Origin of the sequence: Herbaspirillum sp. 1130, assembly GCF_017833835.1 — a bacterium.
In the GTDB taxonomy this organism is placed as follows: Bacteria; Pseudomonadota; Gammaproteobacteria; order Burkholderiales; family Burkholderiaceae_D; genus Herbaspirillum; species Herbaspirillum huttiense.
This window is the reverse complement of record NZ_JAFICQ010000002.1, coordinates 1,001,280-1,022,977: the sequence shown is the minus strand read 5'-3', so window position 1 is coordinate 1,022,977 and position 21,698 is coordinate 1,001,280. Positions and strand designations below refer to the sequence as shown.

Genomic DNA, 21,698 nt, shown 5'->3' with positions numbered 1-21,698 from the left:
TGACAGCCACTATCAGGAAACCTGATGAGAGAACTCAGCCTCGACCAGTTGCGCACGCTGGTCACCATCGTCGACCTCGGCACCTTCTCCGCTGCCGCCAATGCGCTGCACCTGGCCCAGCCCACGATCAGCCTGCATGTCAGCGACCTCGAAGAGCGCCTGGGCAGCGCCCTGCTCATGCGCGGCAGCCGTCGCGTACAGGCCACGGCGCTGGGCGCGCTGGTGATCGACCGGGCGCGGCGCCTGTTGCGCGATGCCGACGATCTGCTCGATGTCGCCAGGAAACATGTCGAAGGCAAGGTCGGCCGAGTACGGCTGGGCACCTCCACCGGGGTGGTGGTCAACCTGCTGCCGCGCGTACTGCGCCAGCTGGAAAACAGCTACCCCGGCATCGACGTGGAGGTCAACATCATGGGCTCCAACGAAACCATGGCGCGCCTGCAGGAAGGCACGCTCGACATCGGACTGGTCGCCATCCCCATCACGGCCTCCAAGGACATCCAGATCACGCACTGGCGCAGCGACCGCATGATGGCTTTCCTGCCGGCCACCTGGAAATCGCCCGCCGCCATCAAGCCGGGCTGGCTGATGGACAAGCCCATGATCTTCAACGATGCCACCACCCAGATGTACCGGCTCACCATGGCCTGGTTTGCCGAGGCCGGGGAAAACCCGCGCGCGCGCATCGAACTGAACTACAACGAAGCCATGAAAAGCCTGGTCTCCGCCGGTTACGGCGCGGCCATCCTGCCGCTGGAGCAACCCCTGGCTGCCGAGCTGGAGCGCCACAAGGACATCCGCATCGTGCCACTGTCGCCGGTACTCAAGCGACACATCGGTGTGGCCCATCGCGCCCTGCCCAACCTGGACAAGGCCACCGTGAACGTGCTGGAGACCATACGGCAGTTCCAGGAAGCCTGACGGGGCTGGTAGAGCGCAGGAAGGTGCATTAAACACAGCTTAATGCTCGATTCACCGAGCATTAAGCACAGCGCAATCCTGATCTCCTATAGTCGATGCTCATCGACCTACCCTCTTCAGGAGTTCCCCATGAGCCTGGCCACCCTGCCCACGCCCGCCGCCTTGATCGACATCTCGCGCATGGAGCGCAACATCGCCCGCATGCAGCAGCGCATGGATGCGCTGGGCGTGCGCTTCCGTCCGCACGTCAAGACCACCAAGTGCCAGCAGGTGGTGCAGGCGCAACTCCAGGCCGGAGCGCGCGGCATCACCGTCTCCACCCTCAAGGAAGCCGAACAGTTCTTTGCTGCCGGCATCACCGACATCGTCTACGCCGTCGGCATGGCCCCCACCAAGCTGGGCCAGGCGCTGGCACTGCGCCGCCAGGGCTGCGATCTCAAGATCGTGGCCGACAGCGTGGTCTGTGCCGAGGCCATCGTGGCCTTCGGCCAGGCGCAAGAGGAATGTTTTGAAGTCTGGATTGAAATCGACGTGGATGGCCACCGCTCCGGCATCGCCCCGGAAGACGCCACCCTGCTGGCCGTGGGCAAGGTGCTCCACGCCGGCGGCATGCGCATCGGCGGCGTGATCGCCCATGCGGGTTCCAGCTATGACTACGACAGCGACGCCGCCCTCATCGCCGTGGCCGAACAGGAACGCGCCGGTAGCGTCCGTGCCGCCGAACGCCTGCGCGCAGCCGGCCTGCCCTGCGACGTGGTCAGCATCGGCTCCACCCCGACCGCCCTGCGCGCCGAACACCTGCGCGGCGTGACCGAAGTGCGTGCCGGTGTCTATGCCATGTTCGACCTGGTGATGCACAACGTGGGCGTCAATACCATGGACGAGATCGCCCTGAGCGTGCTGACCACCGTGATCGGCCACCAGCCCGAAAAAGGCTGGGCCATCGTCGATGCAGGATGGATGGCCATGAGCCGTGACCGCGGCACGCAAGGACGCAAGCACGACTTCGGCTATGGGCAGGTCTGCACGGAAGACGGCAAGGTGCTGGAAGGCTACCTCATGAGCGGGGCCAACCAGGAGCACGGCATCCTCTCGCGCCAGGGCAGTCCGGATGCGCAGATCGCAGAGCACCTGCCCATCGGCACGCGCCTGCGTATCCTGCCCAATCACGCCTGTGCCACCGGTGCGCAGTACCAGCAATACCAGGCCATCGCCGCCGATGGCAGCGTGGCGACCTGGCCGCGCTTCAACGGCTGGTAACGGCTCCGCCCGTGAGCCCGCTGCCGAAGTAAGACTGCGCAAGCGCCACCCAGTAACGCACGCCTTCTTCGATGATGTCGTCGTTGAAGTCGTAGTGCGGGTGGTGCAGCGAGTGCGAGGCGCGGTCCTGAGGCGCATTGCCGATCAACACATAGGTACCGGGCCGCTCCTCCAGCATGAAACCGAAATCCTCGGAGGTCATGTTGGCCGGGATGCCGGTGCGGATGCGTTCATCACCGAAGGTCTGCCGAATCACGCGTTCGCAGAAGTCGGTCTCGGCCGGGGTGTTGATGGTGGCCGGGTAGTACTGGAAGAATTCCACTTCGACCTTGGCCCCGTAGGCGTCGGCCAGCGCATGGCACATGCGGCGGATGTCTTCCTGCAGCTTCTGTTGCAAGGTGGAGGACAGCGTGCGAATGGTGCCGCGCAATTCGGCACGGTCCGGAATGACGTTGTCGGTATCGCCCGCATGGAACATGCAGACCGAAATGACCGCAGGGTCGACCGGGTCCTTGTGACGCGCCGCGATGGTCTGGCACTGCAGGACCATGGAGCAGGCCAGCGGGATCGGATCCAGCCCCAGGTGCGGCTGGGCCGCATGGGCGCCCTTGCCGGTGATGGTGATCTTCAGGCGCGAACCGGCGGCCATGATGGGACCGGTGCGCAAGCCGAACTGCCCGGCCGGCAAGCCGGGCCAGTTGTGCATGCCGAACACGGCTTCGGTCGGGAACTGCTCGAACAGGCCGTCATCGATCATCTTGCGCGCCCCCGCCCCGCCCTCTTCTCCCGGCTGAAAGACGAAGTGCACGCTGCCCGGCAAGGTCGGCTGCTGCTTGAGCACGCGCGCCGCGCCCAGCAGCATGACGGTGTGGCCGTCATGGCCGCAGGCGTGCATGATGCCGTGACTGCAGGAAGCGTGCGCAAAGTCATTGGCCTCGACGATGGGCAAGGCATCCAGGTCGGCGCGCAGCACGATGCCCCGTTGCGGATCGCTGCCCGGCAGGCTGGCCACCACGCCGGTGCCGCCCAGGCCGCGCGTGACCTCATAGCCCAGCGCTTGCAGCTCCTGCACCACCACGTCGGCGGTGCGATGTTCCTCGAAACGCAGCTCGGGATGCGCGTGCAGGTCGCGGCGCAGGCCGGCCCAGTGGGCGCGATGCTGGTGCAGGGTGTCGTGCGAATGTTCAGTGTGTTCGGTGTGTTCCATGATGCTCATGTGTTCCTGCCGTCATGACGGCGGTGATGAAGGCGCTCAGGCGTAGTAGCCCAGGATCGATTTCACTTCCATGTATTCCTCCATGCCTTCCACGCCATACTCGCGCCCGTTGCCGGACTGCTTGTAGCCGCCGAAGGGGGCCTGCGGATCCCAGGCCGGATAGTTCAGGTGCACCTGGCCGGACTGGATGCGGGCGGCCACGGCGCGCACCTGGTCCTTGTCGGTGCCCTGCACGTGCGCACCCAGGCCATAGACGGTGTCGTTGGCGATGGCAATGGCTTCTTCCACGGTGTCATAGGGCAGGATGGCCAGCACGGGTCCGAAGATTTCTTCCTGAGCGATCACCATGTCGGTATGCACATCGGAGAAGATCGTGGGCCGCGCATAGTAACCCTGCTCCAGTCCGTCCGGGCGTCCGGCACCACCGGCCAGCAGGCGTGCACCGTCCTGCATCCCGGCCTCGATCATCTGTTGCACCCGCAGGAATTGCGCACGGTTGGCCAGCGGGCCGTGGGTCGTCGCCTCATCGGTGGGGTCGCCCACTTTCATCTGGGCCAGCGTCGCCAGCGCCAGTTCATGCACGCGATCCAGTGATGCACGCGGCACGATCAGACGCGTGGGCGCGCTGCAGGACTGTCCCATGTTGCGGAAGGCCGCCGCCACACCCGGCGGAATGGCACGCGCCAGATCCGCATCCGGCAACACCACATTGGGCGACTTGCCGCCCAGCTCCTGGGCCACCCGCTTGACCGTGACGGCAGCGGCTTGCGCTACCAGCACGCCGGCGCGGGTGGAGCCGGTGATCGAGATCATGTCCACCTGCGGATGCGAGGACATGGCCGCACCGACCTCGGGCCCGCTGCCATTGACCAGGTTGAAGACGCCCGCCGGAATGCCCGCTTCATGCACGATCTCGGCAAACAGCAAGGCCGACAGCGGCGACAGTTCGCTCGGCTTCAACACCACGGTGCAACCGGCTGCCAGTGCCGGACCGACCTTGGCGGTGATCTGGTAGATCGGCCAGTTCCAGGGCGTGATGAGAGCACACACACCGATCGGCTCGCGCACGATGGCCGTGGTGCCGCGCGGGCGGATGAAAGCATAGTCCGCCAGGTTGTCACGCGCCACACGCAGGTGTTCAGCCGCCAGCGGCACGTGGGCCGTGCGGGCATAGGTGATGGGGGCGCCCATCTCCAGCGTCAGTGCCTGGGCGAACAGTTCGGCGCGTTCCACCAGCAGGGCGTGAACACGACCGAGCAGCGCGGCGCGCTCCAGCGGCGAGGTCGCGGCCCAGGCGGCAAACGCACGGCGCGCGGCCTGCACGGCCTGGTCCACGTCGGCGGCGTTGCCCAATGCGATCTCACACACACGTTCCTCCGTGGCAGGCGAGACCACGGCGGCCAGTCCGTCGCCTTGCGGGCGCTGCCATTGACCATCGATGTAGAAGTGATCCAGGCGGCCGTTGCGCTTGAGGTGCGCCAGCGGAGAGACGATGTCGGTGGAAGCGGTGCGGGTCATGTCGGGTTGTCCTTGTTTCGGGTTGGTTGCGCGTACGGCGCAGTGTCACAGTAGTGCCGTGGCCTCCACCTCGACCTGCAGGCCGAAGTGCAGTGCCGGGACCGGCACCACGGCGCGTGCCGGGCGGGCGCTGCCGGCCCAGCGTGCGTAAATCTCGTTGAAGGCGGGCCAGTGCGCCACATCGGTGAGATAGATGCGGACCTGCAGCAGCTTGCCGATGTCGCTGCCGGCACCGGCGAGTGCGGCTTCCACATTGGCCAGCACCTGCAGTGCCTGCATTTCGAAGCTGGCCTCGGTGAGCTTGTGCCCGCTCGCATCGATGGGCAACTGGCCCGAAATGAAGACCATGCCGTTGCCGATGGCCACATGGCTGTAGTGGCCGCCCGGGGTGGCCAGGCCGGTCGGGTTGAGGGTGACGGGGGCGGTGTGTGCTGTGTTGTTCATGATGGGCAAGGCTGAAGTGGCAGGAAGGCCGGTCAGGATAACCGACGCATTTCCTGTGATGGACTGTAGCCAAAAGACCTTCAGCGATGTTTAATGTTCGTTCAATTCACCATTAAGAGATTTTTAATGCTGCAACTCGATGACATGCAACTGCTGCGCGCCCTGGGCTCGGCCAGCTCGCTGGCCGGTGCCGCCCGCCTGCTCGACCTGACGCCACCGGCAGTGACGGTGCGCCTGCAGCGCATCGAGGACCGCGTTGGCGTGCGCCTGGCCAATCGCGCCGCGCGCGGCTTCGCGCTCACCGACGAAGGCCAGCGCCTGGTGCAGGAAGCCATGGACATCCTGGAGCGCATCGAATCCATCACCGCCAGCGTCTCGCGTGAATCGGACCGCGGGGCCGGCGGCAACCTGGCCAACGTCAGCGGTTCGCTGCGCGTGGTCGCGCCCTTCGGCTTCGGGCGCCGCTACGTGGCGCCACTGATCCGCGATCTGCACCGCAGCCATCCCAAACTGAGCATCTCGCTGCTGCTGGCCGAAAGTCCGCTGGCGGCTTCCACCGGCGCTGACGCCATCATCTCCATCGGGCGCGTCAAGGGCTCCTCCTGGGTCGGCCACTTCCTCGCGCCCAATGCACGCTTCCTGTGTGCCGCGCCAGTGCTGGCCAAACGCATGCAGCGCATCAAGCATCCTTCCGACCTGGCCGAGTATCCCTACCTCAGCCTGCGCGAAAACGACGACGACCTCAGCCGCCTGCGCTTCACGCCCGTCGACAGCGCCGGCCGCCGTACCGGCAAGGCGCTCACGGTCAAGCTCAATGGCGCGCTGTCGTCCAATGACGGCACCATCACGCGCGACTGGGCGCTCGATGGCGAAGGCTTCGTGGCGCGTTCCGAATGGGATTGCGCGCATCTGGTGGCCGATGGCAGTCTGAAACGCGTACTGCCTGGCTGGCAACTCGATCCCGCGCCCATCATGGCGCTGCTGCCGGGCCGCCAGGGGCTGACGCTGCGCCAGCGGGTCTTTCTCGACGCCGCCAAGCGGGCCTTCCAGCCCGTGCCCTGGCGGCGCTGAACTGCTTCAGAAATCCGCCACCTTGCCCCAGGACGAATCCGAGAAACGATTGGGGTGATAGGGGCGCGGATCGACGATGGGTTCCACACCGCTGGCCAGGTCCGCGATCAGGTGACCCGCACCCGGCCCGATACCGAAACCGTGACCGGAGAAACCCGCCGCCAGGATCAGACCCGGCGTCTGCGGCAGCTCACCGATGCCCGGCACGCCATCGGGCGTGCTGTCCACATAACCGGCCCACGTATGCGTGACTTTGGCCTGCGCCAGCTGCGGCAGCAATTCGACCGCACGGCGATGGGTGGCCCGGATCGAGACCGGATCAGCCGACGCATCCAGGATGCGCATGCGTTCCATCGGCGTAGGCGCATCCATGCGCCAGCGCGACAGGGTCTCGTGGCCGCTGCGCCAGGCTTCCAGCCCGCCCGGCGACAGGCTGCGCCAGCGCTTGGCGAACATCGGCAGGAACTGCGGCGAGAAGCGCAGGAACTGCATGGTCGGATCGACCCGCGCCCGGCCGCTGATGGCCAGCGCATAGGAGCCGTTGCTGCGGCGGGTGACGGCTACGCCCGAGGTGTAGAGCGCGCCCGGCAAGGGCTGCTCCATGGGCGCCACGCTCATGATGGATTGCCGCACGGATGCCTGCGGGAAGCGAATACCCAGCTGATGGCAGAAGGATGAGGCCCAGGCACCACCGGCCATGACCGCCACCTTGGTTTTGATGACACCGGCTTCGGTGATGACACCCGAGACGCGGCCGCCTTCGGTTTCGATGCCGCGTGCGGCGCAATTCTGGATCACGTGGCCACCCAGCTTCATGATGGCGCGCGCTACGGCGGGTGCTGCCTTGCCCGGGTCAGCCGTGCCGTCGGTGGGCGAGAAGACGCCGCCCTTCCACGCCCGCCCTGTGGCATGGCCACGCTCGGCCGCCTGCTTCGAATCGAGCATGTAGGTGGTCACGCCGGCGGTCTTGGCGAAGTCGCCCCAGGCTGCCCAGCGGGCGATTTCTTCATCATCGTTGGAGAGATAGAGCAGGCCGCACCGGGTAAAACCGGTGTCTTCGCCGGTCTCGGCGGAGAATTGTTCCCACAGGTCGATGCTCTTGGTGGCCATCGGCAGTTCGCGCGCGTCGCGGTTCTGCTGGCGGCACCAGCCCCAGTTGCGGCTGGATTGTTCGGCACCGATGCGGCCCTTCTCGACCACCGCCACCGAGATGCCACGCTTGGCCAGATAGTAGGCGGTGAAGATGCCGATGATGCCGCCACCGATGACGACCACATCGGCGGAGGCCGGCGGAATGGTAGGACTCTGGACCTGCACGAGCGGGGGCGACATCTTACTTTCCTCCCTCGGCGGCGACGGTCTGCACCACGTAGTACTTGGCCACGCGCTCACTGCTCTCCCAGCCGATGGCCGCACCCAGCGGCACGAAGACGGCGTCGCCCCGTTCCACCGAAACCACGCTGCCATCCGGTTCGGCAAAGCGCACGCCGCCGTCGAGGATGTGCATGAATTCATTGACCGGATGGGCGCGCACGATGCGGTGGTAAGGGGTGGAATCCCAGGTGCCGATCTTGCAGCCGATGGAGCTTTCATCGATCACGTTGTCGCTGCGGCAGGTGGGCACGTCACCCAGCAGGATTTCCTTGGGCAGCGAATTGGCCGAGGGCTTGAAGTTGGCTTCGGCCACCAGCGGGAACACGCCCGGCTGCACGGGGTGCGGGCAGTCGGCAGCGCAGAACATGACGAGGGTCGGCTGCGTGGCCGTGATGCGCACGGCGGCGCCGGTGGCGATGACCACGCCGTTGTCGGGCTTGATCACCAGCGGTGCGGCACCTTCGGCTTCGATACGCAGTTCGCCTTGCACCACGACCAAGGTTTCCTGGTGCGGGAAGCGGGCGATGTCGAGGCTGCCTTCGAAACGCAGGCGGCCTGCGCTCATGCCGCCGATGCCCTGCCAGGCAATCTCGCGCGAGGCGGCAAAGGGGTCGGAGGCGCCCAGCGCGCCCGGATGGAAGGGGGTGGATACGGGGGTGCCGGAGGCACGGTACAACACCAACGCTGCAGTCATTTCTTCTCCTGTTTCCTTGGGGATGGGCAAGATTGCGAGACCGACTCCACGGTGCTCTTGCGGTCCTGCCCGAATCTTTGCTTCATGGCCGGCGCCGGGGCCGGCGGCATGCATTCCATGACGATGCTACGAGCCGCGCCTGATTCTGTGATTAATGCTCAACGAATCCAGCATTAAATACGGCTTAATGCTCGTCGCCTGCCTTGCCTGCCCGCCATGGCTCGCGGCCAGGCAGGCGGCTGGGTGGGTCACCGGGTCAGACGGTGATGCCCTCCACCGGCACCAGCGGCATCTGCGACTGCTGCAGGTCGGCATCCGAACGGTGGCAAAGGATCTCGCCACCGTGTTCCATGTTGCGGCGGCGCGGCGGCACCACGTTGCAGACACCATCGATGCGCTGCGCACAGCGCGGCAGGAAGGCGCAGATCTCCGGCGACGGATCGACCGTGCCAATCGGCGGCAGCTTGTGCTGGCCCGCCCCGGCCACCTGTTCCAGCCAGCCTTGCTGCATGGCCGGGACCGACGACAGCAGCAGGTGCGAATACGGGTGATAAGGCGGCGCCATCATGGCTTCACGCGGACGGTTGGCCACCATGCGGCCGGCATAGAGCACCACGATGTCGTCGCAAATCGCGCGCACGGTGCTGATGTCGTGGCTGATGAACATGTAGGACACCTGCAGCTCGCGCCGCAGCTCGGCCAGCAGTTCCAGGATGGCGGCAGCCACCACGGTGTCCAGCGCCGACGTCACTTCATCGCACAGGATCAGGTCGGGCTTGGCGGCCAGGGCGCGGGCCAGGTTCACGCGCTGCTTCTGGCCGCCGGACAGTTCGGCAGGCAGGCGGTCGATGACGCTGGAAGGCAGCTTGACCAGGTCCAGCAGTTCAGCCGTGCGGCGGCGCATGGCCTCGCCCTTCAAGCCGTGATAGAAGGACAGCGGACGATTCAGGATGCGGCCGATGGTGTGCGCCGGATTGAGCGCAGTGTCGGCGTTCTGGAACACGATCTGCACGCGGCGGAATTGTTCGCGGGTGCGGCCTTCCAGTGTCGGTGACAGGTTCTGGCCATCGAGCTGGATGCTGCCGCGCGCCGGCGCGATCATGCCGGCCACGGCACGCGCCAGGGTGGTCTTGCCGGAGCCGGATTCGCCGATGATGCCCACGGTGCTGCCGCGCTGGATGGTGAGATTGATGTCATCCAGGATGCGCACGCCCGGCAGGCCCAGCCGGTCCGGTGCGCCGTAACCGGCCACCAGGCCGCTGATGCGCAGCAGCGGGGCACGGGCTGCGGCCGGTACGGTCTCGGGCAGTATCTCGCGCAGTTGCACCACGCGCGCAGCCGGGCAGGCGGCGGCGATCAGGCTTTGGGTGTAGGTGTCGGCCGGGGCATGCAGCACCTGGTCGGTGGTGCCGACTTCACGCACGGCGCCGTCGCGCAGGACGATGATGCGGTCGGCCATCTGCGCCACCACGGCCAGATCGTGCGAAACGTAGACGGCGGTGGTGCCGATTTCCTTGACCACTTTCTTGAAGGCGCGCAGCACTTCGATCTGGGTGGTCACGTCCAGCGCGGTCGTGGGTTCGTCCAGGATCACCAGTTCCGGATCGGTGATCAGGGCCATGGCCGCCATCACGCGCTGCAACTGGCCACCGGAGACCTGGTGCGGATAACGTTCACCGATCTTGTCGGGATTGGGCAGGGCCAGCGCGCGGAACAGCTCGACCGCCTTGCGCATGGCGCTGGCCTTGTCCATCACGCCGTGCTGCAGGGCGCTTTCGATCACCTGGTCCATCAGGGTACGGGCCGGATTGAAAGCCGCCGCCGCACTCTGGGCGATGTAGGCCACATGGTGGCCGCGCATGGCCAGCAGCGCCTTCTCATCCATCTGGTCGATCTGGCGCTGGCCGATGCGCACCTGGCCACCGGCGATCTGGCAACCGGAACGCGCATAGCCCAGCAGCGAGAGTGCAATGGTGGTCTTGCCTGAACCGGATTCACCGATCAGGGCCAGCACTTCGCCGGGGGCCACGGTGAAATTGACGTTCTTGACGATCTCGACCTGGGTGCCGTCGTCCTTGCGGGCATTCACGCGCAGGCCCTGCACTTCCACCAGGGGCCGCACTGCCGCCCCGCCTGCCGCAGCGCCAGCACCGACGCCGCTTTCCTTGCCGAGGAAGATATCGAATTGCTTCACGGGCTTACTCCTTGGCAGCGCGCTTGCTGCGCAGGTTATCGATCAACAGGTTCACGCCGATGGTCAGCGAGGCAATCGCCAGGGCCGGCATGATCACCGCCAGGGCGCCTTCGCCCAGGCCGGAAATGTTTTCCCGCACCAGCGAACCCCAGTCCGCATCCGGCGGCTGCACGCCCAGCGAGAGGAAGCTCAGGCCCGACAGCAGCAGCACCACGTAGACGAAGCGCAGGCCGAAATCGGCCAGCACCGGGCGGATCATGTTGGGCAGCATTTCCACGGTCATGATGTACCACACGCCCTCGCCGCGAGCGCGCGCTGCCTGCACGTATTCCATGGCCTGCACGTTGACCGCCAAGGAACGGGCGATGCGGTAGGCACCGGGCATGTAGGTGATGGCCGCCGTGAGCACCAGCAGGAACATGGAAGAGCCGAAAGTGGCCACCATCATCAGCGCGAACATCTTGCTGGGAATCGAGATCAGGGCATCGAGCGCACGGCTGATGACGGCATCGCGCCAGCCGCCCGAGAAGGCCGCGAACAAGGCGATGGCGGTACCCGAGAGGCTGGCCACCACGGTCGACAGCAAGGCCAGGCCGATGGTGGCGCGGGTGCCGAAGAGGATGCGGCTCAGCATGTCGCGGCCCAGGTAGTCGCTGCCCAGCAGGAACTTGTGGCTCATGCCGGAGAACACGTCGGTATCGACGATGGCAGTGGCGTCGTAGGGCGAGATGCTGGGGCCGAGGATGGCCATCAGGATCCAGAAGCCGACGATCACCATGCCGATCCAGGCCATGGTCGAATGGCGGCGCACGCGCCTGGCGGGTGCGGTGGCTGCGGCAGCCGGTGCGACAGGCGCGCCCGCTTCGGTGCCGGTGGAGTCGTGGAGGGCTTTCATCGGGTCTTCAACCTTGGATTGGAAACAATGGCCAGCACATCGGCGGTCAGCACCAGCAGCAGGTAGCCGGTGCAGAAGATCATGGAACAGGCTTGCACCAGCGGCATGTCGCGGGTGGTCACGGCATCGATCATGAGGGTGGCGATGCCGGGATAATTGAAGATGCTCTCGACGATGAGCACACCGCCCAGCAGGTAGGACAGGCTCAGCGCCACGGCATTGGCAATCGGGCCGATGGCGTTGGGCAGCGCATGGCGCAGCACGATGCGGGTGCGCTTGACGCCTTTGAGCAGCGCCATTTCGGCATAGGACGAACGCAACTGATCGATCACGGCGGCGCGCGTCATGCGCGTCATCTGGGCCACGATCACGCAGCACAGGGTCAGCACCGGCATGGCATAGGCCTTGATGAAGGCACCCAGGGTGGCGGCATCGCTGGCATGCGACAGCGCCGACAGCCAGCGCAGCTTGACCGCGAAGATCATCACGGCCACCGTGGCCACCAGGAATTCCGGCACCGATACCATCGACACGGCACTGACGTTGACGGCACGGTCAAAGAAGGAGCCGCGATACATGGCCGAGAAGATGCCCAGGAACAGCGCCAGCGGCACCGATACGAGGGCCGTCACGGCCGCCAGCATCAGCGAGGCCGGCAGGCGGCCACCGATCATCTGCGCCACCGGCACATTGTTGACCAGCGACATGCCGGGGTTGCCCGAGAGCAGGTTGCCCAGCCAGTGCGCATAACGCAGCGGGGCCGGCAGGTCCAGGCCGTATTGCAGGCGCAGTGCGGCCACCGTCTCCGGCGTGGCGGCCTGGCCCAGTGCGGTCTGGGCGGCGTCGCCCGGCAACAGGTTGGTGATGAAGAACACGCCGGCCGAGACCAGCAGCAGCGTCAGCACCGCCTGCAGCAGGCGGCGCACGATCAGACGCAGGATCATTCCATTCATAGCTTTCCTCGGTAACGAGTGGCGGGGCCGGCCATCGAGATGGACCGGTCCCGCGCGACTTCCACTGACAGCGTACGTCAGGCGTGAGACTTTCCCGGACTCACGCGTCCAGCCAGACGTACTCCGCACAGGTGTAGTTCATGAACGCACCCAGCGGCACCGGATCGATCCCCTTGACCTTGGTGCTCATGCCTTCCAGGTTGATGATGAAGACCGGGATACCCAGGCCGCACTTCTCGTGGATCATGGTCTGCAGGTCGGCGTACATGGCCTTGCGCTTGGTGAAGTCGGTCTCGCCGCGCGCGGCCACCACCAGCTGGTCGAACTGCGGATTCTTCCAGCCCGATTCGTTCCACTGCGCATCCGACTTGAAGAACTGCGTGAGCAGGATGTCGGCGCTGGGGCGGGGGTTGATGTTGCCGAAACCGACCGGCACCTTCATCCACTGGTTGGACCAGTAGCCGTCGGCTGGCACGCGCTTCACATCCAGCTTCAGGCCGATCTTGGCGGCGCTCTGCTGCATCAGCACGGCCATGTCCACCGAACCGGTGGCGGCCACCGAGGCCACGATGGGGATGGTGCTGCCCAGCACGCCTGCCTTCTCCAGGTGGAACTTGGCCTTCTCCGGATCGAAGGGACGCTGCGGCAGACCGGCGAAGTAGAAGCGGTTGGTCGGGTCGATCGGCTGGTCGTTGGCGGTCACGGCATAGCCACGGAAAGCGGCCATCTTGATCTGCTCGCGGTCCAGCAGGTACTTCATGCCCAGCGTGAAATCCATGCTGTTGCCCGGGGCCTGGTCCTGGCGGATGACGAGGTCGGTGTACTGGCCCGACTTGGTTTCCATGACGGTGTAGCCCGGCGTGCCCTTGACGCGGCCGGTGGAACGGGCGTTGACGTCGTTGATCCAGTGCACGTCGCCGGAGAGCAGCGCATTGACGCGCGCGGCTTCGTCCGGGATGCCGAAGAGTTCGACTTCGTCCAGGTAGGGCAAGCCTGTCTTCCAATAATTCTCGTTGCGCACGCCGATGGTGCGCACGCCCGGGGTGAATTCCTTGAGCTTGAAGGCACCGGTCCCGTTGGGGGTGCTGAAGTTGGTGGTGCCGTCGCGGATGATGAGGAACTGCGCGGTCGCCAGGATCACCGGCAAGTCGGCGTTGGCGCTGGTGAGCTTGATCTGGACTTCGTTGGGGCCGGTGGCCTTGACCGATTCGAACTGGTCGGCCACGACCTTGACCTTGGAGGCGGTGGCCGGATCCTTGTGGCGCATGATCGAGTAGACCACGTCGGCCGGGGTAAACGGCTTGCCGTCATGGAAGACCACGCCCTTGCGCAGCTTGACGGTCCAGGTGATGGCGTCGGTGGTCAGCATTTCTTCAGCCAGTACCATCTGCGGTGCGAGCTTGCCATCGAGCTTGGTCAGGCCGTTGTAGAACATGTGCACCCGGGTGTAGTCGGTGGAGTGCGCGGTCTTGGCCGGGTCCAGGGTATCGGCAGTGGAGCTGGTCTGGGTGGCGATGCGCATCTTGCCGCCGCGCTTGCCGGTCTGTGCCATGACGCTGCCGCTGGCCGTCAGCAGGCCCGTGCCGCCGACCGTCATGAGGCTGCCGGCCAGCAGGGTGCGCATCATGTCGCGACGGGTGAAGCCGCCAGGGGCCTGGTCCAGCGCATCGCCGGTGATGATGGAACCCTCTTTGGGGTGATGTCCGTTTTCCTGCTTGCTCATGAAATGCCTCACGATAAAAGTTCAACCACGAAGACCACCGGCCTGCCCTGCCGTCTGCATGTTGCAGATCCCTCGGGAGGGCACGCCGCCTGTTGGGTCCGGCACACTCCTCGCAACATTGATACCAGGGCGGGAGCACACCGGGAATGACGGAAACTGCACGGGAGCCCTGCAGCTCCCGCTCACTGCTGACTGCTGACAAGCGCCTTACAGACCCAGCACGCCCGGCAGGCCGGAGATGTCCTTGATTTCGGTGTAGCCGTAATACGGGGTCGAGGGTTCATGGCCGCGGGCCACGAAGACTTTGTTCTTGATGCCCATGTCGGAGGCCGGCATGAGGTCGTAACGCAGGCTGGAGGACACGTGCAGCACGTCTTCCGGATTGCAGTTCAGGTTGTCGAGCATGTATTCGAAGGCGCTCAGGCGCGGCTTGTAGGCTTGTGCCTGCTGGGCGGTGAAGACCTTGTGGAAGGGTGCGCCCAGTTGCTCGACGTTGTGCATGATCTGGCTGTCGTCGGCATTGGAGAAGATCACCAGCGGGAATTCCTTGGCCACCTTGGACAGGCCGGCCGGTACGTCAGCATGCGGACCCCAGGTCGGCACGGCCTTGTAGAAGGCACCGGTTTCCTCGTCGGTGGTCTTGATGCCCCAGCGCGCGCAGGTGCGGGTGATGGCGTTCTTGCAGACCTGTTCGTAGGGCTTCCATTGATCCAGCACTTCATCGAGGCGATAGGCCGCGAACTGGCGCAGGAAGAACGGCATGTCTTCGGCGGAGACGCGATCGGCGTAAATCTTTTGTGCCGTTTCCGACATCTGGAAACGGGTCAGGGTGCCGTAGCAATCGAAGGTAATGAACTTGGGCTTGAAAATGCTCATGGAAAATCGTCCTGTCAAAAAAGGGGGCGCATCACCTGTTGGGCCTGCGCTGGAGGCTGCTTGCTTGCGGGATTGCGGTTGACTGCATGAGAAGGATTACAACATAGCGAAACTTGCGATTTATTCCTTTTTGACCGGGCCGCGAAACAGAAATATGTGTTTTCTGCGGTCCAATCAGCATAGCTTGCCGAGCAGTGCAGCAATGCGAGCCGGGTGCGCTGCTTTGGGGCATTTTCACCAAGCTGGTGCGGATCGTGTCCGCAGGCTGGCGCATGTCCGGGACTGCATTTGCGCAGGCGATGCCTGCTCCGCATCTGCTTGCGCACCGCGCTGGCCTGTCAAAGCAGAACCTGCGGGGGCTGCATCATGCTACTGCCGGTGCCGCCCAATTTTGTGCCGAGAAGAGGGGGCAGATCGCCATAAGATTGCGAATTGGCAGGCTTGAAAACTGCCGCGCAATGCCGCGCCAGGTGCATCATCGCTGGGGTAGCGTTGCGGACCCGGCCAGCGGGCGCGGCCCGCAGCGCGAGAATACCGAAACCAGCAAACTATTTATATATTTATAGGATTTGACGGAACAGGGACCATTGACCCTGCCTCATCCGCATCGCCACCGTATCGACAAGGACACGCTGCATGACTACCCAAAGCACGCTCCCGGCCGGTCAGGCCGTACAGACCGTACAGACCACCCTGCGCCCCATGCGCCCCGAGGACCTGGCCAGTTGCCACGCCATGAGTCTGCACCTCTACTGGCCGCACCGGCTGGCCGACTGGCAGTTCCATCATCAGGTCAGCAGCAGCTGGGCGGTGGAACTGGAAGAACCCGATGGCACGCGCAGCGTGGCCGGCAGCGGCATGCTCTGCCCGCTCGGCGAGGACTATGCCTCGCTGGGCCTGGTCATCATCACCGATGCCCTGCAGGGCCGTGGCCTGGGCCGCGCCATGATGCAGCGCCTGCTGCAGGATGCCGGTACGCGCAACGTCATCCTCAATGCCACCGAGGCCGGACGCCCGCTCTATGAGAAGCTAGGCTTCGTGGTCACCGATACCCTGAGCCAGCACCAGAGCACCACCGCGCGTGCCACCCCGGTGCTGGCCGCAGGCGCGCGCATCCGCCCGTTGCGCAAGGACGAAGTGCCTTATCTGCTGGCACTGGACCGACAGGCCAGCGGCATGGACCGCAGCGCCCTGCTGGTGCCGCTGCTGGACACCTCTGAAGTGGCCGTGCTGGAACAGGCGGGCCAGGTCAAGGGCGTCGCCTATCTGCGCGAGTTCGGGCGCGGCCGCGTGATCGGCCCCGTCATCGCCAGCCATGTGGAAGATGCGAAGACGCTCATCGCTTACTGGATCAACGCCTATCCCGGCGCTTATCTGCGCATCGACGTGCCGGGCCGGACCGGCCTCAAACCGTGGCTCGAAGAGATCGGCCTGACCTGCGTGGACAACGTGGTCAGCATGTGCCGCGGCACTCCGCCCGCGCCCGCCACCGCGTGGCGCACCTATTCCATGATCAACCAGGCACTGGGCTGAACGGCCCGCACGAAACCACCATGACTTTTCTCTACAAGGCCGATCCGGTCCGCGGTGCCGAATGGGCGCAACTGTTTGCCGAGAAGGCCCCCGAGCTGCCCTTCCATATCTGGCCGCATGAAGGCGATGGCAGCAGCGTGCGCTATCTGGCCGCCTGGACGCCGCCGGAGGATATCGCCCAGCGCTTCCCCCATCTGGAAATCCTGTTCTCGGTCGGGGCCGGCATCGACCAGTTCGACATGTCCACCCTGCCCCCGGACCTGCCGGTGGTGCGCATGACCGAACCCGGCATCGCCGCCGGCATGGTGCAGTACGTGACGCACGCGGTGCTGGGCCTGCATCGTGACAGCCGCGTGTATGCGCGACAGCAGCGGGAACAGGTGTGGCGCGCCCATCGCGTGCGCCCGGCCTCGGCTTGCCGCGTCGGCGTGCTGGGACTGGGCATGCTGGGGCGCGCCGTGCTGCAGCAGTTGCACGGACTGGGTTTCCCCTGCGCAGGATGGAGCCGTTCGGCGCACCAGATGGACGGTATCGATTGCTACAGCGGCAGCGATGGCCTGCGCCACTTCCTGGCGCGTACCGATGTGCTGGTGTGCCTGGTGCCGCTGACCGACGATACGCGCGGCCTGCTCAACCGCGAGCTGTTTGCGCAATTGCCGCGCGGTGCTGCGCTGGTCAACGTCGGACGCGGTGGCCATCTGGTGGAAGACGACCTGCTGGCCGCCTTGAATGACGGCCAGTTGAGCGCCGCCGTACTGGACGTGTGCGAGACCGAACCCTTGCCGCAGGGCCATCCCTTCTGGACCCATCCCGACATCGTGCTCACGCCGCACATCGCCAGCATGACCCAGCCCGATGGTGCGGTCGATGCGGTGCTGGAAAACCTGCGCCGCCATCGCGAGGGCTTGCCGCTGCTGGGCCTGATCGACCGCCAGCGCGGTTACTGATACCTCCACGCCACTTCATCCGGAGATGCCGCATGGCAAACAAAATGCCGAACCGCCCCGCCACAACGGCATGCCATGCCGCTGGCGGCGGGCAGTTCGCGTCACGGCGCTGGCTTATGCGTTCTATCCTTGATGACGTGGCGCAGTGCGTCTGCCGCCTCACCTTTCCCCATTCACCTGCCTGAAGCCCCGACCATGAAGCTGGAATCCTACTGGACCGATTCTGCCCCGCAGTTCATCTCCCCCACGCGCGAGCTGCCCACGCAGGTTGACGTGGCCATCGTCGGCGGCGGCTTCACCGGCTTGTCGGCGGCACTGGCTTTCGCCAAACGCGGGGCCTCGGTGGTGGTGCTGGAAGCCGGCCCCCATGTGGCAGCGGAAGCCTCGGGCCGCAACGGCGGCCACGTCAACAACGGCCTCGCGGTGGACTATGCCGAGGTCGCCGCCAAGGTCGGCGTGGAGCGTGCCCGCGCCTGGTATCACGCCTATGACGATGCGGTCGATACGGTGGCACGGCTGGTGGAGCAGGAGCAGATCGCCTGCGATTTCCTGCGCCACGGCAAGCTCAAGATGGCCACCAAACCGTATCAGATGGACGCCCTGCAGCGCAGCGCCGACCGTCTCATCGCCGATGGCGTGGACAGCGATGTGGAGATCCTCGATGCCGCCCGCGTGCGTGCCGAGGTGCAAAGCGAGCGCTTCCACGGCGGCCTGCTGTACAAGCGCAGCGGCCAGATGCACATGGGCCGCTTCGCCTGGGGCCTGGCCACGGCGGCAGAACGTCACGGCGCGGCCATCCATACCGGTACCGAAGTGCGACGCCTGGAACGCATCGGCAACACCCACGCGCATCGCGTCCACACCGCGCGCGGCACCATCACGGCCAAGCAGGTGCTGCTGGCCACCGGAGCCAGCCGTCACGGTGCCTATGGCAGCTTCGGCTGGCTGCGCCGGCGCATCGTGCCCATCGGCAGTTTCATCGTGGTGACCGAACCGCTGGGCGCCGAGCGCGCTGCCGCGATGCTGGCCAGGCAGCGCACCTACACCACGGTGGCCAACATCCATCACTATTTCCGCATGACGCCCGATACCCGCCTGGTCTTTGGCGGACGGGCGCGCTTTGCGATTTCCAGTCCGCAGTCCGATGCGGCCAGCGGCGAGATCCTGCGTCAGGGCCTGCATGAGACCTTCCCGCAGCTAGGCCAGGTGCGCCTGGACTACTGCTGGGGCGGCCTGGTCGACATGACACGCGACCGCCTGCCGCAGGCCGGCGAACGCGACGGACTGTATTACTCCATGGGTTACAGCGGCCACGGCACGCAGATGTCGGTGCACATGGGCCAGTGCATGGCCCAGGTGATGGCGGGTGACGCGCTGGCCAATCCCTGGCGCGAACGCGAATGGCCGGCCATCCCCGGCCACTTCGGGCCGCCGTGGTTCCTGCCGGTGATCGGCCTGTATTACCAGCTCAAGGACAAGCTGGCCTGATGATGCGCCGCTGGCTGCATTAACTTTTATTGAATGCTCGTTGATAGTTGCATTAACTTTTGCTGAATGCTCACCATGACCTCTCTGACTCTGCATCGCCAGGACCTGATGCCCGGCGCCCAACTGATCGGCGCCGACTGGCGCGCAGCGGCCGATGGCCGCGTACTGGACGTGACTGACCCGGCCACTGGCCAGGTGTTTGCCACCGTGCCGGACGGTACCGCCGCTGACGCGCGTGCTGCCGTCGATGCGGCTGTGGCCGCCTTCCCGGCCTGGCGTGCCACGCCGGCCAAGCAGCGCGCCACCATCATCAAGCGCTGGAACGATCTGCTGCTGGCGCACCAGGAAGACCTGGGCCGCCTGATCTCGCGCGAGCAGGGCAAGCCGCTGGCCGAAGCCAAGGGCGAAGTGGCCTATGCCGCCAGCTATGTGGAATGGTTCGGTGAAGAAGCCACGCGCGCCAATGGCGACATCATCCCGGCACCGGTCACCGGCCGCCGCATGATGGCGTTGAAGGAACCGGTGGGTGTCGTGGCGGCCATCACGCCGTGGAATTTCCCGGCAGCGATGATCGCCCGCAAGATCGCCCCGGCCCTGGCCGCCGGCTGCACCGTGGTGTGCAAACCGGCCGAGGACACGCCGCTGACGTCGCTGGCGCTGATCCGCCTGGCACTGGAAGCGGGCGTGCCGGCCGGGGTCATCAACATCGTCACGGCCTCGCGCGAACGTACCCCGGAAGTGGTCGATGTGTGGCTGGCCGATGGCCGCGTGCGCAAGATCAGCTTCACCGGCTCGACCGCCGTGGGCAAGCACCTGGCGCGCCATTCGGCCGATACCTTGAAGAAGCTCTCGCTGGAACTGGGCGGCAATGCGCCTTTCATCGTCTTTGATGATGCCGATATCGATGCCGCCATCGATGGCGTGATGGCCGCCAAGTTCCGCAATGGCGGCCAGACCTGCGTGAGCCCCAACCGCATCTACGTGCAAGACAAGGTCTATGAAAACTTCGTGGCCAAGCTCGGGGCGCGCGTGGCGGCACTGAAGGTCGGCCCGGCCACCGATCCGGCTTCGCAGATCGGCCCCATGATCAACGCCCGCGCCATTGGCAAGATCGACCAGCACGTGCGCGATGCCATCGAACGCGGTGCGCGCGTGATCACCGGCGGCAAGCGCCTGCAGGGCGCCGGCTTCGAAAGCGACAACTACTATGCCCCGACCGTGCTGGCCAACGTCACCGGCGAGATGCAATGCAGCTGCGAAGAGACCTTCGGACCGGTGGCACCAATTACCCGCTTCTCGACGGAAGAGGAAGTGATCGCCGCCGCCAATGCCACGCCCTTCGGCCTGGCGGCGTATTTCTATTCGACCGATGTGCGCCGCATCCATCGCGTCACCGATGCGCTGGAAAGCGGTATCGTGGGCGTCAACGAAGGTGCGCTGGCAGCGGAAGCGGCGCCCTTCGGCGGCGTGAAGGAATCCGGTTATGGCCGCGAAGGCTCGGTGCATGGCCTGGATGATTACCTGCACACCAAATACGTTTGCCAGGGCCAGCTCTGAGTCCTCCCCTGCCTAGCTGCCCCTCTCACTGAAACCAACAGGAGCCACCATGCCCGCGCTGTCCACCCACGAGCCCGAGACCGCCCGCGAGCCCTTGCCCGACCTGCTCTTGCGGCCGATTGCAACGGATGACCTGGGCCACTGCCACCGGCTGTCGCTGCGCTTCAAGTGGCCGCACCGGCTGGAAGACTGGAATTTCCTGCTGAAGATGGGGCAAGGCTACTTGCTGGAAAACACCGCCTCGGACGCGGCGCTGCGCACCGTCGGCAGCGTGGTCTGCACCACCTATGGCGAGCACCACGCCGTCATCGGCATGCTGCTGGTGCAGACCGAGTTGCAGCGGCGCGGCCTGGGACGGCGGCTGATGCAGCATGCGGCCAGCGAGGTCAATGGCCGTAGCCTGATCGTCAACGCGACGGCGGCCGGCATGCCGCTCTACAAGCAATTGGGTTTCGTGCAGCAGGATGTGCTGCACCAGTTCCAGGGCTCGTCAGCGCAGCCGGTGCTGGTGTCGCTGCCACCGGGCGAGCGCGTGCGGCCGATGGGCAAGAATGATGTCCATCGCCTGCTGGAACTGGATGCGCAGGCCACCGGCATGGATCGCAGCAAGCTGCTGCTGGCCCTGCTGGAGATATCCGAAGGCGTGGCACTGGACCGCGATGGCGAGATGCTGGGCTTTGCGCTGGTGCGCCGCTTCGGCCATGGCCGCGTGATCGGGCCGGTGGTGGCACCCGACGCGGAACGCGCCAAGGGATTGATCGCACACTGGATCAATACCTATTCGGATTCCTTCATCCGCATCGACGTCTTCGAATCGAGCGGCCTGCCGGCCTGGTTCGACAAGCTGGGCCTGACCTGCGTGGACCATGTCACGCGCATGTGCAAGGGTGAACCACCGGTACGCGATGCGGGCATGCAGCTGTTTTCCATCGTCAACCAGGCGCTGGGCTGAGGCTGGACTGACGTGTCCGCACTGCTGCCGCAGAAAATGCCGCAGCAGCGCGCAAAACCCATGAACATGCTTTTTCAGCCCC

18 protein-coding genes are annotated in these 21,698 nt (G+C 65.5%); 8 read left to right on the top strand and 10 right to left on the bottom strand.

Annotated features, from left to right (window positions below):
* Positions 1-24 precede the first annotated feature (24 nt).
* A complete protein-coding gene (locus JOD78_RS13370) occupies positions 25-921 on the top strand; it encodes a LysR family transcriptional regulator (protein WP_039785985.1) in 897 nt (298 codons plus the stop codon).
* 129 nt (positions 922-1,050) lie between these two features.
* Complete coding sequence (locus JOD78_RS13365) at positions 1,051-2,181, top strand: DSD1 family PLP-dependent enzyme (protein ID WP_121044121.1); 1,131 nt, start codon at positions 1,051-1,053, stop codon at positions 2,179-2,181.
* Here the strand turns inward: JOD78_RS13365 and JOD78_RS13360 are convergent.
* The 3 genes from JOD78_RS13360 to JOD78_RS13350 are packed head-to-tail and all read right to left on the bottom strand — an operon-like array spanning position 2,168 to position 5,359.
* Positions 2,168-3,388: a M20 aminoacylase family protein gene (locus tag JOD78_RS13360; protein ID WP_134137318.1), complete on the bottom strand. Its 1,221-nt coding sequence runs from the start codon at positions 3,386-3,388 to the stop codon at positions 2,168-2,170. The genes JOD78_RS13365 and JOD78_RS13360 overlap by 14 nt on opposite strands.
* A 45-nt stretch (positions 3,389-3,433) precedes the next feature.
* Entirely contained in the window at positions 3,434-4,915 is a 1,482-nt protein-coding gene (locus JOD78_RS13355) for an aldehyde dehydrogenase family protein (RefSeq protein ID WP_209567754.1), read from the bottom strand.
* 45 nt (positions 4,916-4,960) lie between these two features.
* Complete coding sequence (locus JOD78_RS13350; RefSeq protein WP_209567756.1) at positions 4,961-5,359, bottom strand: RidA family protein; 399 nt, start codon at positions 5,357-5,359, stop codon at positions 4,961-4,963.
* 126 nt (positions 5,360-5,485) lie between these two features.
* On the opposite strand from JOD78_RS13350, the gene JOD78_RS13345 reads away from it, so the two are divergent.
* Positions 5,486-6,430, top strand: a complete 945-nt coding sequence (locus JOD78_RS13345) for a LysR family transcriptional regulator (protein ID WP_034332077.1) — start codon at positions 5,486-5,488, stop codon at positions 6,428-6,430.
* 6 nt (positions 6,431-6,436) lie between these two features.
* Here the strand turns inward: JOD78_RS13345 and JOD78_RS13340 are convergent, their stop codons facing one another.
* From JOD78_RS13340 to JOD78_RS13310, 7 genes are all read right to left on the bottom strand, one after another.
* Positions 6,437-7,762 (bottom strand): FAD-binding oxidoreductase, encoded by a 1,326-nt coding sequence (locus JOD78_RS13340; RefSeq protein ID WP_209567758.1) that lies wholly within the window; start codon positions 7,760-7,762, stop codon positions 6,437-6,439.
* A 1-nt stretch (position 7,763) separates the two neighbouring features.
* Positions 7,764-8,498 carry a cupin domain-containing protein gene (locus JOD78_RS13335; RefSeq protein ID WP_134221589.1) on the bottom strand — a complete coding sequence of 245 codons (735 nt, stop codon included), beginning with the start codon at positions 8,496-8,498 and terminating at the stop codon, positions 7,764-7,766.
* 256 nt (positions 8,499-8,754) lie between these two features.
* The gene (locus tag JOD78_RS13330) at positions 8,755-10,692 is read right to left on the bottom strand and encodes an ABC transporter ATP-binding protein (RefSeq protein WP_209567760.1); all 1,938 of its coding nucleotides are present in this window, start codon (positions 10,690-10,692) and stop codon (positions 8,755-8,757) included.
* A gap of 4 nt (positions 10,693-10,696) precedes the next feature.
* Positions 10,697-11,587 (bottom strand): ABC transporter permease, encoded by an 891-nt coding sequence (locus JOD78_RS13325; protein WP_134137152.1) that lies wholly within the window; start codon positions 11,585-11,587, stop codon positions 10,697-10,699.
* The gene (locus tag JOD78_RS13320) at positions 11,584-12,540 is read right to left on the bottom strand and encodes an ABC transporter permease (protein WP_039785967.1); all 957 of its coding nucleotides are present in this window, start codon (positions 12,538-12,540) and stop codon (positions 11,584-11,586) included. Before JOD78_RS13320 ends, JOD78_RS13325 begins: the two co-directional genes overlap by 4 nt.
* 100 nt (positions 12,541-12,640) lie before the next feature.
* Positions 12,641-14,263: an ABC transporter substrate-binding protein gene (locus JOD78_RS13315; protein ID WP_039785964.1), complete on the bottom strand. Its 1,623-nt coding sequence runs from the start codon at positions 14,261-14,263 to the stop codon at positions 12,641-12,643.
* A 207-nt stretch (positions 14,264-14,470) separates the two neighbouring features.
* On the bottom strand, positions 14,471-15,139 hold the full coding sequence (locus JOD78_RS13310; protein WP_034332087.1) for a haloacid dehalogenase type II: 669 nt from the start codon (positions 15,137-15,139) through the stop codon (positions 14,471-14,473).
* 636 nt (positions 15,140-15,775) lie between these two features.
* Between JOD78_RS13310 and JOD78_RS13305 the strand changes: the two genes are divergently transcribed.
* The 5 genes from JOD78_RS13305 to JOD78_RS13285 all read left to right on the top strand — a co-directional run bounded on the left by JOD78_RS13305 (position 15,776) and on the right by JOD78_RS13285 (position 21,616).
* Positions 15,776-16,672, top strand: coding sequence for a GNAT family N-acetyltransferase (locus JOD78_RS13305; protein WP_134221585.1), 897 nt, complete (start codon positions 15,776-15,778; stop codon positions 16,670-16,672).
* A 20-nt stretch (positions 16,673-16,692) separates the two neighbouring features.
* Complete coding sequence (locus tag JOD78_RS13300; RefSeq protein ID WP_209567762.1) at positions 16,693-17,619, top strand: glyoxylate/hydroxypyruvate reductase A; 927 nt, start codon at positions 16,693-16,695, stop codon at positions 17,617-17,619.
* Positions 17,620-17,814: 195 nt separating this feature from the next.
* Entirely contained in the window at positions 17,815-19,107 is a 1,293-nt protein-coding gene (locus tag JOD78_RS13295; RefSeq protein ID WP_209567764.1) for an FAD-binding oxidoreductase, read from the top strand.
* A gap of 75 nt (positions 19,108-19,182) precedes the next feature.
* On the top strand, positions 19,183-20,664 hold the full coding sequence (locus JOD78_RS13290; RefSeq protein ID WP_280920985.1) for an NAD-dependent succinate-semialdehyde dehydrogenase: 1,482 nt from the start codon (positions 19,183-19,185) through the stop codon (positions 20,662-20,664).
* Positions 20,665-20,713: 49 nt separating this feature from the next.
* The gene (locus tag JOD78_RS13285; protein WP_209567766.1) at positions 20,714-21,616 is read left to right on the top strand and encodes a GNAT family N-acetyltransferase; all 903 of its coding nucleotides are present in this window, start codon (positions 20,714-20,716) and stop codon (positions 21,614-21,616) included.
* Positions 21,617-21,698 lie beyond the last annotated feature (82 nt).